This window comes from Sanguibacter inulinus, from assembly GCF_013415325.1.
Taxonomy (GTDB): domain Bacteria; phylum Actinomycetota; class Actinomycetes; order Actinomycetales; family Cellulomonadaceae; genus Sanguibacter; species Sanguibacter inulinus.
In genome coordinates this window covers 92,749-108,317 of record NZ_JACBYE010000002.1, presented here as the reverse complement: position 1 = coordinate 108,317, position 15,569 = coordinate 92,749, and the positions used below count along the sequence as shown (strand labels likewise).

At 70.7% G+C, this 15,569-nt stretch carries 12 protein-coding genes and 1 tRNA gene; 4 read left to right on the top strand and 9 right to left on the bottom strand.

From position 1 onward, the window contains the following. Positions 1-2,769: a cation-translocating P-type ATPase gene (locus tag HZZ10_RS01485; protein WP_179912136.1), complete on the bottom strand. Its 2,769-nt coding sequence runs from the start codon at positions 2,767-2,769 to the stop codon at positions 1-3. 268 nt (positions 2,770-3,037) lie between these two features. After that, positions 3,038-5,662 carry a phosphoenolpyruvate carboxylase gene (locus tag HZZ10_RS01480; protein ID WP_218928328.1) on the bottom strand — a complete coding sequence of 875 codons (2,625 nt, stop codon included), beginning with the start codon at positions 5,660-5,662 and terminating at the stop codon, positions 3,038-3,040. A gap of 260 nt (positions 5,663-5,922) precedes the next feature. Between HZZ10_RS01480 and HZZ10_RS01475 the strand changes: the two genes are divergently transcribed. Further along, positions 5,923-6,786: an MYG1 family protein gene (locus HZZ10_RS01475; protein ID WP_056128621.1), complete on the top strand. Its 864-nt coding sequence runs from the start codon at positions 5,923-5,925 to the stop codon at positions 6,784-6,786. 193 nt (positions 6,787-6,979) lie between these two features. Here the strand turns inward: HZZ10_RS01475 and HZZ10_RS01470 are convergent, their stop codons facing one another. The 3 genes from HZZ10_RS01470 to HZZ10_RS01460 form a co-directional block, all read right to left on the bottom strand. Further along, on the bottom strand, positions 6,980-8,182 hold the full coding sequence (locus HZZ10_RS01470; RefSeq protein WP_056128624.1) for a TerC family protein: 1,203 nt from the start codon (positions 8,180-8,182) through the stop codon (positions 6,980-6,982). 158 nt (positions 8,183-8,340) lie between these two features. Next, positions 8,341-9,084, bottom strand: a complete 744-nt coding sequence (locus HZZ10_RS01465; protein WP_056128626.1) for a uracil-DNA glycosylase — start codon at positions 9,082-9,084, stop codon at positions 8,341-8,343. Continuing rightward, a complete protein-coding gene (locus HZZ10_RS01460; RefSeq protein ID WP_179912134.1) occupies positions 9,081-10,262 on the bottom strand; it encodes an adenosine deaminase in 1,182 nt (393 codons plus the stop codon). Before HZZ10_RS01460 ends, HZZ10_RS01465 begins: the two co-directional genes overlap by 4 nt. Before the next feature lie 154 nt (positions 10,263-10,416). On the opposite strand from HZZ10_RS01460, the gene HZZ10_RS01455 reads away from it, so the two are divergent. After that, positions 10,417-10,923, top strand: a complete 507-nt coding sequence (locus tag HZZ10_RS01455; protein ID WP_179912133.1) for a flavodoxin domain-containing protein — start codon at positions 10,417-10,419, stop codon at positions 10,921-10,923. Positions 10,924-10,938: 15 nt separating this feature from the next. Here HZZ10_RS01455 and HZZ10_RS01450 read toward each other — a convergent pair whose 3' ends face one another. The 4 genes from HZZ10_RS01450 to HZZ10_RS01435 all read right to left on the bottom strand — a co-directional run bounded on the left by HZZ10_RS01450 (position 10,939) and on the right by HZZ10_RS01435 (position 14,771). After that, complete coding sequence (locus HZZ10_RS01450) at positions 10,939-11,550, bottom strand: response regulator (protein ID WP_179912171.1); 612 nt, start codon at positions 11,548-11,550, stop codon at positions 10,939-10,941. 77 nt (positions 11,551-11,627) lie between these two features. Continuing rightward, positions 11,628-12,935 (bottom strand): sensor histidine kinase, encoded by a 1,308-nt coding sequence (locus tag HZZ10_RS19980; RefSeq protein WP_179912132.1) that lies wholly within the window; start codon positions 12,933-12,935, stop codon positions 11,628-11,630. Continuing rightward, a complete protein-coding gene (locus HZZ10_RS01440) occupies positions 12,922-13,818 on the bottom strand; it encodes an ABC transporter permease (RefSeq protein ID WP_179912131.1) in 897 nt (298 codons plus the stop codon). The genes HZZ10_RS19980 and HZZ10_RS01440 overlap by 14 nt, the downstream gene beginning before the upstream one ends. Continuing rightward, complete coding sequence (locus HZZ10_RS01435; protein ID WP_179912130.1) at positions 13,815-14,771, bottom strand: ABC transporter ATP-binding protein; 957 nt, start codon at positions 14,769-14,771, stop codon at positions 13,815-13,817. The genes HZZ10_RS01440 and HZZ10_RS01435 overlap by 4 nt, the downstream gene beginning before the upstream one ends. A 265-nt stretch (positions 14,772-15,036) precedes the next feature. Between HZZ10_RS01435 and HZZ10_RS01430 the strand changes: the two genes are divergently transcribed. Beyond that, positions 15,037-15,109: transfer RNA gene (locus tag HZZ10_RS01430), tRNA-Trp, on the top strand. Positions 15,110-15,217: 108 nt separating this feature from the next. After that, positions 15,218-15,496, top strand: a complete 279-nt coding sequence (gene secE, locus HZZ10_RS01425; RefSeq protein WP_179912129.1) for a preprotein translocase subunit SecE — start codon at positions 15,218-15,220, stop codon at positions 15,494-15,496. Positions 15,497-15,569: the final 73 nt, after the last annotated feature.

Sequence of the window (15,569 nt, the reverse complement as noted above, 5' to 3'; positions counted from 1 at the left end):
TCACACCCCCCGCTCCCGCAGCCGGGCTGCGTCGGCCCGGCGCTCGCCGCGCCGGGTCACGGCCTTGAGGGCCTCGACGAGCAAGAACACGACGACCGCGAAGCCGAAGGTCATGCCCCACTCGCGCAGCCCGATCGGCGCGGAGTCGAACCACGAGTTCATGAACGGCACGTAGGTGAACACCAGCTGCAGCGCGACGAGGGCGCCGGTGGCGATCCACACCACGGGGTTGCCGCGCAGCACGCGGGGCGTGAGGCTCGACTGCCCGATGAACCTGCAGCTGAACAGGTAGGCGAGCTGACCGAGGGCGAGCATCGTCACCGCCGTGGTCTGGGAGACGGCTGTCGACGCCCCGGACTCCCGCTGGATGAAGAACACCGCGAGGGTCGCCGCACCGATGAGCACGGACACCACGACGACGTACCGCAGCGACGAGGCCGAGATCACGGACCCCCCAGGCCCACGCGGGGGCCTGGACATGATGCCGTCCTCGGCGGGCTCGTAGGCGAGGGCGAGGGAGAGCGTGACGGCGGTGACGAGGTTGACCCACAAGATCTGCACGGGGGCGAGCGGCAGCGTCAGGCCGAACAGCACCGCGACGAGGATCACGAGGGACTGCGCGCCGTTCGTGGGCAGCAGGAACACGACAGACTTGCGGATGTTGTCGTAGATCCGCCGACCTTCTTCGACGGCACGCTCGATGGTCGCGAAGTTGTCGTCGGCCAGGACGATCTCAGCAGCCTCCTTGGTCGCCTCGGTCCCCTTGATGCCCATCGCGATGCCGATGTCCGCCCGGGTGAGCGCCGGGGCGTCGTTGACGCCGTCACCGGTCATCGCGACCACCTCGCCGTGGGACTGGAGGGCCCTGACGATCCTGATCTTGTGCTCGGGGCTGGTGCGGGCGAACACGTCGACCTCGCGGACCCGGGTGCGCAGCTCTTCCTGGGTCATGGCCTCGAGCTCTGCGCCGGTCAGGGCGCGGGCGGCGTCCGGTCCTTGGACGATCCCCAGCTCACGGGCGATCGCGACGGCAGTCCCGATGTGGTCGCCGGTGATCATCTTCACGCGGATCCCCGCGCGGTGGCAGTCGGCGATCGCCTGGATGGCCTCGGGTCGCGGCGGGTCGACGATCCCGACGAGACCGAGCAGCACGAGGTCGGACTCTGCGTCGTCTGCGGTCAGCTTCGTCGCACCGGAGACCGCGACCCTCTCTGCGGCGGCGAGCACGCGCAGCCCCTGACCACCGAGCTCGTCGATCGTCGCCTCCCAGCGTGCCCTGTCGATCGGCACCGGGGTCCCGTCGCTGCCACGCTCGTGGGTGCTGCGGTCGAGGAGGCGGTCGGGGGCGCCGACCACGTGGACGAGAGTGCGGCCGTCGGCGACCCTGTCGAGGGTCGCCATGTACTTGGTCGACGACTCGAAGGGCAGGACGGCGAGACGTTCGACCGCTGACGGGTCGACGCCGGCCTTGCGGCCGAGGGTCGTGACAGCCCCCTCGGTCGGCTGACCGACGACCTGCCAGTGCCCGTCGACCTCGACGACCCTGGCGTCGTTGCAGGCGACGGCGGCCTCGACGAAGGCACGCAGGTCCGCGTGCGCGGCGAGGCTCGCGTCGCCGCCGTCGGCCGTCGTGACACGGCCTTCAGGGGCGTAGCCGAGGCCCTCGACGGTGTAGGTGCCCTCGGCGGTGACGACGGTGCGGGCCGTCATCTCGTTCTTGGTGAGTGTGCCGGTCTTGTCCGAGCAGATCGTCGTGACAGAGCCGAGCGCCTCGACGGCCGTGAGCTTGCGGGTGATCGCGTTGCGGCGGGCCATCTGCTGCACACCGAGGGCGAGCGTCACGGTCACCAGCGCCGGGAGGCCTTCGGGGACCGCGGCGACGGCGAAGCCGATCGCGGCCGAGACCAGCTCGGGCAGCTCGAAGTCGTGGATCACGCGCCCGATGACGAGCATCACCCCGGCCATCGCGAGGATCCCGAGGGACAGCACCTTGCCGAAGGACGCGAGCTGCTTCGACAGCGGCGTCTCGAGGTGGTCGACCTCGCCGATGAGCGACTGGATGCGCCCGATCTCGGTCTGGGCGCCCGTCGCGGTGACGACCCCGACGCCCTGACCGACCGCGACGATGGTCCCGGAGTAGAGCATCGTCGACCTGTCGCCGATCCCGGCGTCTGGTCCCACGGCCTCGAGCTGCTTGGCTGCCGGGACGGACTCGCCCGTCAGCGCAGCCTCCTCGACCTGGAGGTTCGTCGCCTCCAAAAGGCGCAGGTCCGCGGGGACCCTGTCCCCGGACCTCACGCGCACCACGTCACCGGGGACGAGGTCTTCGGCGTCGACGACCTTCCACTCCCCGTCCCGCAGGGCCTGGGCGTCGAGGGACAGCATGGTGCGGATCCCGTCGAGGGCCTTCTCCGCCTGCCCCTCCTGGAGGAAGCCGACAGCCGCGTTGATGATTGCGACCGCGAGGATCACCGCGAAGTCGACCCAGTCGCCGAGGATGGCCTTGAGGACGGCCGAGGCGAGCAGGATGTAGATGAGGATGTCGTCGAAGTGCCCGAGCAGCCTGCGGATCGCGCTGGTCTTCTTCGGCGCTGGCAGCCGGTTCGGGCCAGCGGTCTCGAGCCGGCGTGCGGCGTCGTCTGCCGAGAGGCCACCCGCAGTCGCGTCGAGGTCTGCGAGCACGGCGTCGGGGGACGAGGCGAAGGGCAGGCGCTGCTCGTCGGCGGTCTGCCGGGGGCTCGGGGGGTGTGCTGGGGACGTGGTCGACATGTCATCACCTGACTGGATCGAGAACTGTTCCTCGATGATCGTCCCACGCCCTCTGCGGCCCGGCCTGGGACAGAAGGCCGGGGGAAGGCACTGCAGCCCCCGCTCCAGCCCTCTCCAGCGACCCGTGGTCCCACGAGCCGACGGGCCCGTGCGCCCGCAGCCCCGTGCGCCCACACCCCCGCGAGCCCTGGGCCCCACGCAGACGACGCAGGCCCCCGACAGCACGAGACGTGCGGTCGAGGGCCTGCGTCGGACGGGTCGGTCTGGGTCACCCGGTGTTCTGGAGCCCGGCGGCGATCCCGTTGACGGACAGCAGCAGCAGTCGTTGCAGCTGCGGCACCTGCTCCTGCGGTGCACCGCGGCGCAGGGCACGCAGCGCGCGGAGCTGGATCAGCGAGAGCGCGTCGACGTACGGGCTGCGCAGCTGGACCGCGCGCCCGAGGACGTGCAGGTTGCCGAGCATCGTCGTCTTGCCGGTGATCTTGAGGACCCACTCGCGGGTGAGGGCCATCTCGTCGAGGACGAGCGTCGCGAGGTCGTCGCGGTCGCCGAGGGCGAGATAGCGCTCGGCGATCCGCACGTCGGTCTTGGCGAGGGACATCTCGACGTTGTCGATCATCGTCGAGAAGAGCGGCCACTGGGCGTAGGCACGCTTGAGCTCGTCGACGTCGCCGACAGCCGCGAGAGCCGTGCCCAGCCCGAACCACCCGGTGAGGTTGATGCGGGCCTGCGTCCACGCGAAGACCCACGGGATCGCCCGGAGGTCGTCGAGGGAGTTGACCGACAGCCCACGCTTGGCAGGGCGCGAGCCGAGGGGCAGCAGACCGATCTCCTCCTGGGGGGTCACCTGGGCGAACCACTGCGGGAAGCCCTCGGCGTGCACGAGCTCGAAGAACCGCTTGCGCGACTCCACGTCGAGCGTCGCGGCGACGTCGGTGAACCGCTCGGCAGCCTGGGCGTTGTGCTCGCCGACCGAGGGCATCGACTGCAGCAGGGTCGCCGCGGCGACCTGCTCGATGTGCCGGGTGGCGATCGTCGGGTCGCCGTAGCGGGCCGCGATGACCTCACCCTGCTCTGTGAGCTTGAAGCGCCCGTCGACTGAGCCCGGGGGCTGGGCCAGCACAGCACGGTTGGCGGGGCCGCCGCCGCGCCCGAGCGCACCACCACGGCCGTGGAAGAGCGTCAGCGTGATGTCGGCGTCCTGCGCCCACGCAGCGATCTTGTCCTGCGCCTCGTAGAGGGCGAGGGTCGCCGAGACCGGCCCGACGTCCTTGGAGGAGTCGGAGTAGCCGAGCATGACCTCGAGGCGGCGGTCTGTCGCCTCGAGGCGCTCGACCACGAGGGGGTTCTTCACGTACTCCGCGAGGACACCGGGAGCGGCCTGGAGGTCGGCGAAGGTCTCGAAGAGCGGCACGACGTCGAGGACGGGCGCGAGCTCGGGGCCGCCGAGCGCGTGCGCGGCGAGGGTGTAGACGTTCGCGAGGTCTTCGGCGTTCGTCGTGAAGGACACGACGTAGCGGCGGGCCGCGTCGACCCCGTGGCGCTTCTGGATCGCGGCGATCGCCCGGAAGGTGTCGAGGACCTCGACCGAGCGCTCGCTGAGCGCTGCGCTGTCGGCGCCGTGCTCGGCGATCTCGGCGAGGGTCTCCCGGTGCACCTGGGAGTGCTGGCGCACCTCGAGCTCGGCGAGGTGGAAGCCGAAGGTCTGCACCTGCCAGATGAACTTCTGCAGGTCGGAGTACGCGACCCGTCGGGCGCCGGCTGCGACGAGGGAGTCCTGGATCGTGCGGAGGTCGGTGAGCAGGTCGGCCGCGGTCGGGTAGGCCAGGTCGGCGTCCCGGCGCCGCGTCGCGCGAAGACGCTCGGCGACGACGAGCAGCGTGCGGCGGTGCGGCTCGTTGGGGGAGCGGCTCGAGATGTCCGCGGTGATCTCGGGGGCGAGCTGTCGCTGGGAGAGCCACAGCTGGTCGAGGGCCTCGGAGGCCGGTGTCGTCGTCGCGTCGAGGGTCATGGTGCGGCCCACGCGCTCGGCGACGTTCTCGAGCGCGATGAGCACGTGCTCGCTCGCGATCGCTGCTGCGGTGCGGGTGATCGACGCCGTGACGTTCGGGTTGCCGTCGCGGTCTCCGCCGATCCACGTGCCCAGACGGACGAAGGGCGGGGCGACGGGGGTCGAGACCCCGGGCTCGTCGCGGTTCACCCAGGTGTCGAGCCTGCGGTAGACCTCGGGGAGCACGCTGAACAGCGTCTCGTCGAAGACGCCCATCGCCGTGCGGACCTCGTCGAGGGGCGAGGGCTTGGTGGTGCGCAGCGGCGAGGTGCGCCACAGACCGTCGATCTCGGCGAGCAGCTGGTCGGTGTTCTCCAGGCGCGAGACCCCGGCGAGCGAGGACTCGTCGCGCGCCGCGAGCAGCGTGGTGATCCGTCGGATCGACGCGGCGATGGCGCGTCGGCGCGCCTCGGTCGGGTGCGCGGTGAAGACGGGGCGGAACTCGAGGCCGGCGAGGCGACGGCGCGTCTCGTCCGGGCCGAGCTCGGCCTCGAGGCGACGCAGCGCGTCGGGCAGGTAGTCCTGGGCGTGTGCCTCGGCGGGCGAGAGCTCGGCCTCGTGCTCGTGCACCACCCGCACCCGGTGGTGCTCCTCGGCGAGGTTCACCAGGTGGAAGTAGCAGCTGAAGGCACGGGAGACCTCTTCGGCCCGCTCGGGGCTGAAGGTGTCGATGAGGGCTTCTGCCTCGTCGATCGCTCCAGACTCCGGGGCCTTCTGGGCCGTGATGACGAGCCCACGGAGCCGCTCGACGTCGTCGAGCAGGTCAGGGCCGCCGGCCTCGCGGAGGATGGTGCCGAGCAGGTCGCCGAGGAGGCGGACGTCGGCGCGGAGCTTCTCCGGCATCTCGTCCCGCGCGTCGTCACGGTCGTCGGGGATGGCCTCGCGGAGGTCGTTCGACGAGGCGTTCTGGTGGTCAGTCACCGGTCAAGGCTAACCGGGGTCAGCCGGTCCGCCAGTGCGTTCTCGTCTGGTGGGCGCTACGAGCACCACGCAGGGTGGTCACGGGAGGGTCATGGGGCGGGCACAGAGGGCCTCGACGGCCGGATCAGGCGGGGGACCGCGGGTCGTGAGGCGCGTCAGCCCCTCCCCGTAGGCTGTCGGGTGTGATCATCGCAACCCACAACGGCAAGTTCCACGCAGACGACGTCTTCGGCGTCGCCCTCCTCACCCAGCTCTTCCCGGACGCCGAGGTGGTCCGCACCCGTGACCCCGAGGTCCTCGCGACGGCCGACGTCGTGCTCGACGTCGGCGGCGTCTACGACGTCGAGACCCGGCGCTTCGACCACCACCAGCTGAGCTCGGGTGCCCGCGACAACGGGATCCTCTACTCCGCCTTCGGTCTGCTGTGGCAGCACTACGGCAAGGAGTACTGCGGCGACGACGCCGTGTGGCAGAAGATCGACTCCCGCCTCGTGCAGGCCATCGACGCCGTCGACAACGGCCAGGACCTGTACACGGTGAGCGACTTCGGCGCCGCCCCGCTCGACGTGTCCGAGGTGCTCGGGCTGTTCAACCCGCTCGGCGACGACGAAGACTTCGACTCCCAGTTCCAGGTCGCGGTCGCCCTGGCCACGACGCTGCTGCAGCGCTACAGGCTCAAGTACGAGACGTCGATCGCCGCGGAGCGCACCTTCCTCGAGGCCTACGCCGCGAGCCCGAAGAAGACCTACGTGGTCCTCGAGAAGTTCGTCCCGCACGGCGGCATCGCCACCAAGCAGTCGAAGCTGCTCTTCACGGTCTTCCCCGGCGCGACCGGGCACTGGACGATCCAGACCGTCCGCCCCGAGTCGTCGCAGTTCGGGTCCCGCAAGGAGCTCCCCGAGTCCTGGCGCGGCCTCAACGGCGCCGAGCTCGCCGAGGTGACCGGCGTGCCCGACGCGGTGTTCTGCCACAAGGCCGGGTTCATCGCCGCGGCCGAGACCCGCGAGGGTGCCCTCGAGATGCTCCGGCAGGCGCTGGCTGCCTGACACCTGAAGAGCGAGCCGCACGACGCGGTCTGGCGGCCCGGGAGGCCGCATCGTGCGGCACGCCCTGGACGCGGCGCCTGCAGCGTGCACCCGCCCCACGGGGCAGCGCCACAGCACGACGAAGCCCCTCACGCACCGCGGTGCGTGAGGGGCTTCGTCGTGCTGGCCCGGCAGACCGCCGGGGGACCGGACCTCAGGTGCGGTCAGGCTCCGAGCGGAACGATCCGTGCGCCTCGTGCGCCTGGGCGATGAGAGCCTTGAGCTCCTCGTCCTCGGTGTACATGTCGGCGTACTTGGGGTCGATCTTCTGCAGGCGGCTCTCGGTCTCCTGGAGCTCGACGTAGAGACGGTGACGCTCTGCGGGGTCTGTCGTGTAGGACAGGTCCACGTAGTGCGACGCGTCGCGGCGAGCGCCGTTGACGAGGTTCTGCACCTTGCCCTTGTCGGACATGAGCGAGGCGATGACGGTGATCGCCAGGACACCGACGATGACGCTGAGGGACAGCGGGGTGCTGACCTCGAAGACGTCGACGTGCTCGCCGCCGTTGATGAACGGCAGGTTGTTCTCGTGCAGGGCGTGCAGCACGAGCTTGATGCCGATGAACCCGAGGATCGCGGCGAGACCGTACGACAGGTAGATGAGGCGGTCGAGCAGCCCGTCCACCAGGAAGTACAGCTGACGCAGACCCATGAGCGAGAAGGCCGTGGCCGTGAACACGATGAAGGTGTTCTGCGTCAGACCGAAGATCGCCGGGATCGAGTCGAGGGCGAAGAGGATGTCCGTACCGCCGATGGCGACCATGACGAGCAGCATCGGCGTGAGGGCACGCTTGCCGTTGTGCATGGTGAAGAGCTTGTCGCCGTCGTACTCGTCGGTCGTGTGGAACAGCTTCTTGGCCGTCCGGATGATGAAGTTGTTCGCCTCGTCGCCCTCGCCCTCGCCCTCGGGCTTGAGCAGCTTGATGGCCGTGAAGAGCAGGAACAGACCGAAGAGGTAGAACAGCGCCGAGAAGCGGTTGATGAGCGCGACACCGACGAAGATGAAGGCTGTGCGAGCGATGAGCGAGAAGACGATGCCGAAGAGCAGCACCTTCTGCTGGTCTGCGCGCGGCACCTTGAAGCTCGCCATGATGATGAGGAAGACGAACAGGTTGTCGACCGAGAGAGCCTTCTCCGTGATGTAGCCGGCGAAGTACTCGGACCCCATCTGCGATCCCCCGAAGACGAGGACGCCGACGCCGAAGACGAGCGCGAGCCCGACGTAGATCGACGACCAGATCGCTGCCTCTCGCAGCGTCGGGATGTGTGCCTTGCGGACGTGGAAGATGAAGTCGAACGCCAGGAGCCCGACGATCAGAACGATCGTCAGACCCCAGACGAGCCCAGAGACCTCCATGTGGGTCCTTTCGAGTGTGCGTGCCGAGGTGGTGCCGTTCACCACCTACCGACCCGTGTGCATGATGGCTCAACGTCACGCGCACCCGGGAGGTTCCCACGCGCGACGGGGAGTTTCCCCCGTCTCACGTGGCGGGCACCGAGTGGGCGACCAGGACCTCAGCCCTCCCGCAGGTCCAGCCCGGCCAGGCGTCGAGCCTCGAGCAGCACGTCGTCGACCATCTGCGGTGTCAGCCGCCCGGTGCTCGTGTTGTGGGGGCTCACGTGGAAGCAGCCGAGCACCGTGAGCTCGCGCCCGTCGGGGTGCCCGATCCTCACCTTCGCGCCGTGGCCGAAGCGCGGTCGGGGCCGCGGCACCGACCAGCCCTGGTCACGCAGCGTGGCGAGCAGCGCGACCCATCCGAACCCGCCGAGAACCACGGCGACCCGGACCGTGGCTGCCAGCAGCTCGAGCTCGCGTCCGAGGTAGGGGGAGCAGCGGCGACGCTCGTCGGGTGTCGGCTTGTTGTCCGGGGGGACGCAGTGCACGGGGGCGACGATCCGTGCCCCCGTCAGCACGAGCCCGTCGTCGCGCGACACCGCTGTCGGTTGAGAGGCGAAGCCCGTCCTGTGCATCGCGGCGACGAGCACCTGGCCGCTGCGGTCGCCCGTGAACATCCGGCCGGTCCGGTTGCTGCCGTGCGCCGCAGGGGCGAGACCGACGACGACGACGCCCGCCTGCTCGTCTCCGAAGCTCGGCACGCCGCGGCCCCAGTACGTCTGGTCGCGGAAGGCTGCGCGACGCTCCGTCGAGACCTTCTCGCGGAACTCCACGAGGCGTGGGCAGGCCGTGCATCCTTCGACGAGCCTGTCGACCTCGAGCAGGGTGCGAGCCCCGGGGGCCAGGTCGGGTCCTTCTCTCACGCCTTGCCGACCTCGCCTGCTCCGGGCGCCGGCGCGGCGAGCCACTCGTCGACCTCGGTCAGCAGCCGACGCTGCGTCGACCCGGCGGCGAGGCTCGCACGGATCGAGGACCGGGCCAGACCCGCGAGCTCTTCGTCGGAGAAGCCGTGCACGTCGCGCGCGCTCTCGTACTGCCCCACGAGCCTGGACCTGAACAGCAGCGGGTCGTCGGCCCCGAGGGCGACCCGCGCCCCCGCGTCCACGAGGTCCCGCAGCGGCACCTGCGCGTCGTCCGCGTACACCCCGAGCGAGACGTTCGACGCCGGGCACACCTCGAGCGACACGTCCTGCTCGACGATCCGCTCGAGCACCCGACGGTCTTCGCCCGCCCGCACGCCGTGCCCCAGCCGGTCCGGCTGCAGGGTGTCGAGCACCTCGGACACGTGCCCGGGCCCGAGCAGCTCGCCGCCGTGGGGGACAGAGGCCAGCCCGGCCTTGCGGGCGATGCGGAAGGCCGGGGCGAAGGCGCTCGTGTCACCGCGCCGCTCGTCGTTGCTCAGCCCGAAGCCGATGACCTCGCCCGGTCCGTCTCCGGCGTGCAGGGCGGCGAGCCTCGCGAGGATGCGGGCGTCGAGAGGGTGGCGCATGCGTGAGGACGCGACGATGACCCCCACCTCGACACCGCTCGTCGCGCTCGCGGACCGAGCCTCGTCGAGGACGATCTCGAGGGCCGGGGTGATGCCACCGACGAAGGGGGCGTACGACGTCGGGTCCACCTGGATCTCGAGCCTGCCCGACCCCTCGGCGGCGTCGTCCTCGGCGGCCTCCCGGATGATGCGGCGCATGTCGGACTCGGTGCGCACGCACGCCCGGGCTGCGTCGTACAGACGCTGAAACCTGAACCAGCCGCGCTCGTTGGCCGGCACCCGGAGAGGGTCGAGGTCGAGCAGCGCGCTCGGCAGCCTCATCCCGTGGGCGGCGGCGAGGTCCGCGAGCGTCGACTGCCGCATCGACCCTGTGAAGTGCAGGTGCAGGTGTGCCTTGGGCAGGGTGGCGAGGTCTCTGCGGCCAGGTGGTGTGCTCGGGGGAGGTGTGCGGACGGTCTCAGCAGCGTGAGTGGTACTGGTGCTGCTCTGGGTGCTCTCGGTGCTCTGTGCCGGGTGAGCGAGTGGTCCGGGCTGCTGCGTCTCGTCAGGCATCTGTGGATTCTGCCAGGTCGGCGCCGTCCCGGGGGACTTCCGGCCCACGGACGCCCTGTCGGCCCGGTCGATGATGTGCAGGTCGGGCGAGGTGCGCCCGGCGTGCCGAGAACCGGGTCCCCTGGTCTCGCGCACCACAGCGAGGGAGAGCCAGATGCGAGTCTTGGTCAGCGCAGCGTCGAAGCACGGGTCGACCCGGGAGATCGCGTCGGTGATCGCCCAGGCCTTCGAGCGGGCCGGGCTTGAGTGCGACGTCGTCGAACCCGCAGACGTGAAGGACGTGAGCGTCTACGACGCCGTCGTCGTCGGCTCCGCTGTGTACATCGGCCAGTGGCTCCCCGAGGCGCGCGACCTCGTCGACCGCCTCGCCGACCATCTGCGCTCGGTGCCTGTCTGGTTGTTCTCCTCCGGGCTCGCCGACCAGCCGAGCAAGCGCGGCAACTCCGCACCAGCCACGACAGCCCGGATGGAGACGCTCGGCGCTCGCGGCCACAGGCACTTCCCCGGCAAGCTCGACGTCCTCGTGCTCAGCCTGGCCGAGCGCGCGGCCATCCTCGCAGCACGCGGCAAGTACGGCGACAGCCGTGACATGGATGCCGTCAGGGCGTGGGCCGAGGGCGTCGCAGCCGAGCTCGTGGCCGAGACCGCCGAGGCGGTCTGACCCCGGCGCAGCGCGTCATGCGGTGCCGAGCAGCCCGCGCTCCATAGCGACGGTCACGGCGTGGGTCCTGTCGTTGACGCCGAGCTTGCCGAAGGCGCGGATCAGGTGGGTCTTCACCGTGGTCTCCGAGATGAACAGCTCCTGCCCGACCGCGGCGTTGCTCAGGCCGCGGGCGACCGCCCGGAGCACCTCGACCTCGCGCGGGGTGAGCCGTTCCGCCCGCGAGCCGACCTGGCTGACGAGCCGGGTCGCGACCGAGGGGGTGAGCACCGTCTGGCCCCGCGCCGCGTCGCGGATCCCGGCGACCAGCTCAGCACGCGGCGTGTCCTTGAGCAGATAGCCCGTGGCACCTGCCTCGACGGCGCGCAGGATCTCGCCGTCGGTCTCGTAGGTCGTCAGCACGACGACGCGGGTCCGGCCGGGCAGCGCGACGATCTCGCGGGTGGCGCCGACCCCGTCGAGCACAGGCATGCGCAGGTCTGTCACGACCACGTCGGGGACCAGCTCGCGCGCGAGGTCGACAGCCTGACGGCCGTCCTCGGCCTCGCCGACGACCTCGATGTCAGGCTCGACGCCGAGCATCCCCACGATCCCTGCACGCACGACAGGGTGGTCGTCGGCGACCACGACCCTGACGACTCCTGCCGCGAGCCCGGTGCTGGGCGGAGCAGGTGCGCCGGCCGGGAGCCCTGACGCCGCGGTGCTCACGCGAGGATCCTCGGGACGCGCGCGACGAGCCGGGTCCCGCGGCCCGCCGCGACCTGCGGGGTCCCGCGTCCAGCGGCGACGTGCTCCGGTACGGTGGACGCGTCGCCGATCTCCGGTCCGCAGTCTTCGACCTGCACCTGTCCTCCTAGGGCTCTCACGCGCTCACGCATGCCGCGCAGCCCGAATCCTTCCACGGCAGTGTCCTCGCGGCCGGTCCCGTCGTCCATCACGGTCACCACGGCGTCCGTGGGGCCGATCTCGAGGCTGACCTGCACCCGGGCAGCACCCGAGTGCCTGCGGACGTTGGACAGCGCCTCCTGGACCGTCCGCAGGAGCGCGACCTCGACGGGCGAGGAGAGCGCGTCGCTCCCCGTGCACACCGTGCTGACCTCGATCCCGGTCTCCTCGGTGAGCCGTGCTCCGAGCCGTGCCAGGGCCTCCGGCAGCGTCGACGCGTCGAGGGGCGCCGGGGAGGACGCCGAGACGAGGGCCCGTGCCTCGGCGAGGTTGTCCCGCGCCGTCCGCTCGATCAGGTCGAGGTGGCGCAGCACCTGGCCGGTCTCGCCGTGCTGCGCCTCGGCGGCGGCGGTCTGGGCGAGCATGACCACGCTCGTGAAGCCCTGGGCGAGGGTGTCGTGGATCTCGCGCGCGACGCGCTCGCGCTCGGCGACCACGCCCGCGGCGTGCTGGGTGCGGCCCAGCTCGGCCTGGGCCTCCTGGAGCGATCGGAGCAGCTCGGCCCGTTGCGCGCCCTGCCGCAAGATCCAGTGCAGCCACAGGCCCATGAGCATGCTGAAGGCGAGACCGAGCGCCATCTGGAACACGGTGGCCCACGAGGCCGCATCGACGTCTCGGAGCCTGAACAGCAGCGCGAGGGTGCTCACGAGGGCGAGGAGCGCGCTCAACCACGCCCCGACGCGGATGCTCGGCGTGAGCAGCCAGACCTGCGAGTACGCCACGAACAGCAGCATGGTGCCCAGCGGGTCGAGGGACGTCACGACGCAGGTGACCACGAAGAGCACGAGGAGGTACGCCCACACCGCGGCGTCGGGGCCGTGGTGCAGGCTCCGGGCCGCAGCCCGCTGGCCGAAGGTCGCGTAGGCCAGGACGAGCACGCCGAGGGCGACGAGCGAGGGACCGCTGCGGCCCAGGACCCTGTCGTCGCTCACCAGGATCCCCGCGACGGTGAACCCGACGAGCAGGTAGAAGGCGAGGTGCCAGAACCTCAAGACCCGTGCCCAGCTGCGTGCGTCGGCGTCGATCGCGTCGTCCGCTGCGAGGCCCGCCGGCTCAGCCGTCGTCACGACGGCGCCAGCGGAAGGTGCGCACGCACACGACGAGCCCGAGGATCAACCATGCCACCAGGATGACGGCTGTCGGCCCGTGCTGCCAGGACCCGGACACCTCGGCCGCCTGGGCGCTGTCGGGGAGGAACACCGAGCGCATGCCCTGCGCCATCCACTTGAGCGGGAAGACCTCCGCGAACCTCTGCATCCAGGTGGGCAGGTCGGAGAACACGAAGAACACCCCCGAGGTGAACTGCAGGACCAGCACGACGGGCAGGACGACTGCTGTCACCGACCTGCCTGAGCGCGGGACCGAGGAGAACGCGATGCCGCACACCGTTCCGACGGCGGTCCCGAGCACGAAAACCCAGGCGAAGGTGACCCAGGCGTCGAGGGAGCCGGGCACCTCGATGCCGAACAGCAGCGCCCCGGCAGCCACGAGCAGGGTGGTCTGCGCGAGCGAGACGACCAGGACCTGACCGATCTTCCCGAGGAAGAACGCGACGGGTGGCAGGGGAGTGGTCCGCAGGCGCTTGAGAGAACCGTCGTCGCGCTCGACCGCGAGCGACGTGGCGAGCGCCTGGAAGCTCGTGAGCATCATCCCCGTGGCGATCATCCCGGGGAGGAAGTATTGGGCGAAGCTCACGGCGTCCTCGCCCGAGCCCCCTGCCGTGGCGCCGTCCTGACCGAAGACGCTCGCGAAGATCGCGAGCATGAGGATCGGGTACGCGAAGATGAAGACGACGGCGTCGCGCTCTCGGAAGAACGACACCAGCTCGAGCCGGGTGCGGCTCAGGCCGAGCGCGACGATCCCGGGGAGCCGCCGGGTCGACGTCCGCGTCGTGCCTGGGTGGTGCGTGCCTGGGCCGTGCGTACCTGTGCTGTGCGTCGCTGCGGTCATCGTGCCGTCTCCGTCGTCGTCAGGTCATCGGTGTCTGGGTGTCGTCCGGGCGCAGCCGCCGAGGGCCTGGTGGCGGTGCGGCCCGCGGAGACGAGGTCGAGGTAGACGTCTTCGAGGGTCGGCGTATCGATCCTCAGCCCGGGGACCTCTCCGTCGTCGAGGGCCAGGCTGGCGGCCAGCTCAGCCACGAGGGCTGTCGGCCGGGCAGTCCGTTCGCTCCTGGCAGCACCGTCCTGGGTCCAGTGCACGACAGGCCGACGGGCCTCGGGCCCGCCGAGGGAGGTAGGTGTGCCCTCGGCGGCGACGCGGCCCGCGGTCACCACGACCACGCGGTCGGCGAGTGCCGCGGCCTCGTCGAGATAGTGGGTGGTCAGCACGACCGTCGTGCCGTCTCCCCGCAGAGAGCGCACCAGCTCCCAGAACGAGCGGCGTGCCTCGGGGTCGAAGCCTGTCGTGGGCTCGTCGAGGAACAGCAGCTCGGGGGCCCCCACGATCCCCAGGGCGACGTCGAGCCTGCGGCGCTGACCGCCCGAGAGCGACCGGGCCCGCGCTCCGGCCTTGGCGGCGAGCCCGACGGCCTCGACCACCTCGTCAGGGTCGCGTGGCGCCGAGTAGTAGCCGGCGAAGTGCCGGACCATCTCCCGGACCGTGAGCTCGGCCTGGTCCCGGGAGTCCTGGAGCACCACACCGATGCGGTCCCGCCACTGCCGACCGGCGTGCGAGGGGTCTGTGCCGAGCACGCGCACAGTCCCCGCGTCAGGCCGCCGGAAGCCCTCGAGGATCTCGACGGTGGTCGTCTTCCCGGCGCCGTTGGGGCCCAGGATCGCGACGGTCTCGCCGTGCTCGACGCGCAGGTCGAGACCGTCGACGGCGGCGTGGGAACCGTAGCGCTTGTGGAGGCCCACGACCTCGATCGCCGGAGAGGTCCTGCCTGTCTGCCTGCTGGTGGTCATGGCTCGAGCCTGGTCTGGTGGCGGTCTGCGCACCAGAGTCGGAGCGGTCGACCTGGGGGTCCTCCGTCCGGAGGACGGCGCGCTGCGACAGGCCGTCGCAGCGCCCTCGGCCGGCCCGTCCGAGGGCCTGAGACAGACCTGGTTAGACCCCAGCGCCTGCGTCGCGTACAGTATTCATTCGGTGGATGACGTCCATCCTGATCGGGCGTGCCTCCGACCCTCACGGGTCGGTCCGGTGCGGCAGGCAGGGTGAGCAGTCCGTCGAAGGGTAGTGGCGCAATTGGTAGCGCAGCGGTCTCCAAAACCGCAGGTTGCAGGTTCGAGTCCTGTCTGCCCTGCTTGGTGTCCTCGTCGGTCGTCGACCGGGCCTGGGCACATCCTCGTCTGATTCGAGGAGATGGGTCATGGGCACGTGAACAGGCAAGCCACGACGTAGGGATGAACCAGTGAGCGATTCCGCAGCCGGAGCAGCCAGCGCTGAGAGCGCCGGTGTCGGTGGCGAGAAGAAGAGCCCGAAGGGTGCGCCTGCCAAGGCGAACATCTTCGCTCGCATCGCTCTCTTCGTCCGCCAGGTGGTCGCCGAGCTCAAGAAGGTCGTCACCCCCACGCGGTCTGAGCTCTGGAACTACACGCTCGTCGTGATCGTCTTCGTGCTCGTCTGCATGGCCTTCGTGCTCGCGCTCGACTACGTCATCAACAAGGGCGTCTTCTGGATCTTCGGCTAGGCCGAGCGGCCGTCGCGCGACAGCGGGCGGTCCAGAACATGACGCGCGGTGCTCTCGAGTGACCGCGCGTCGC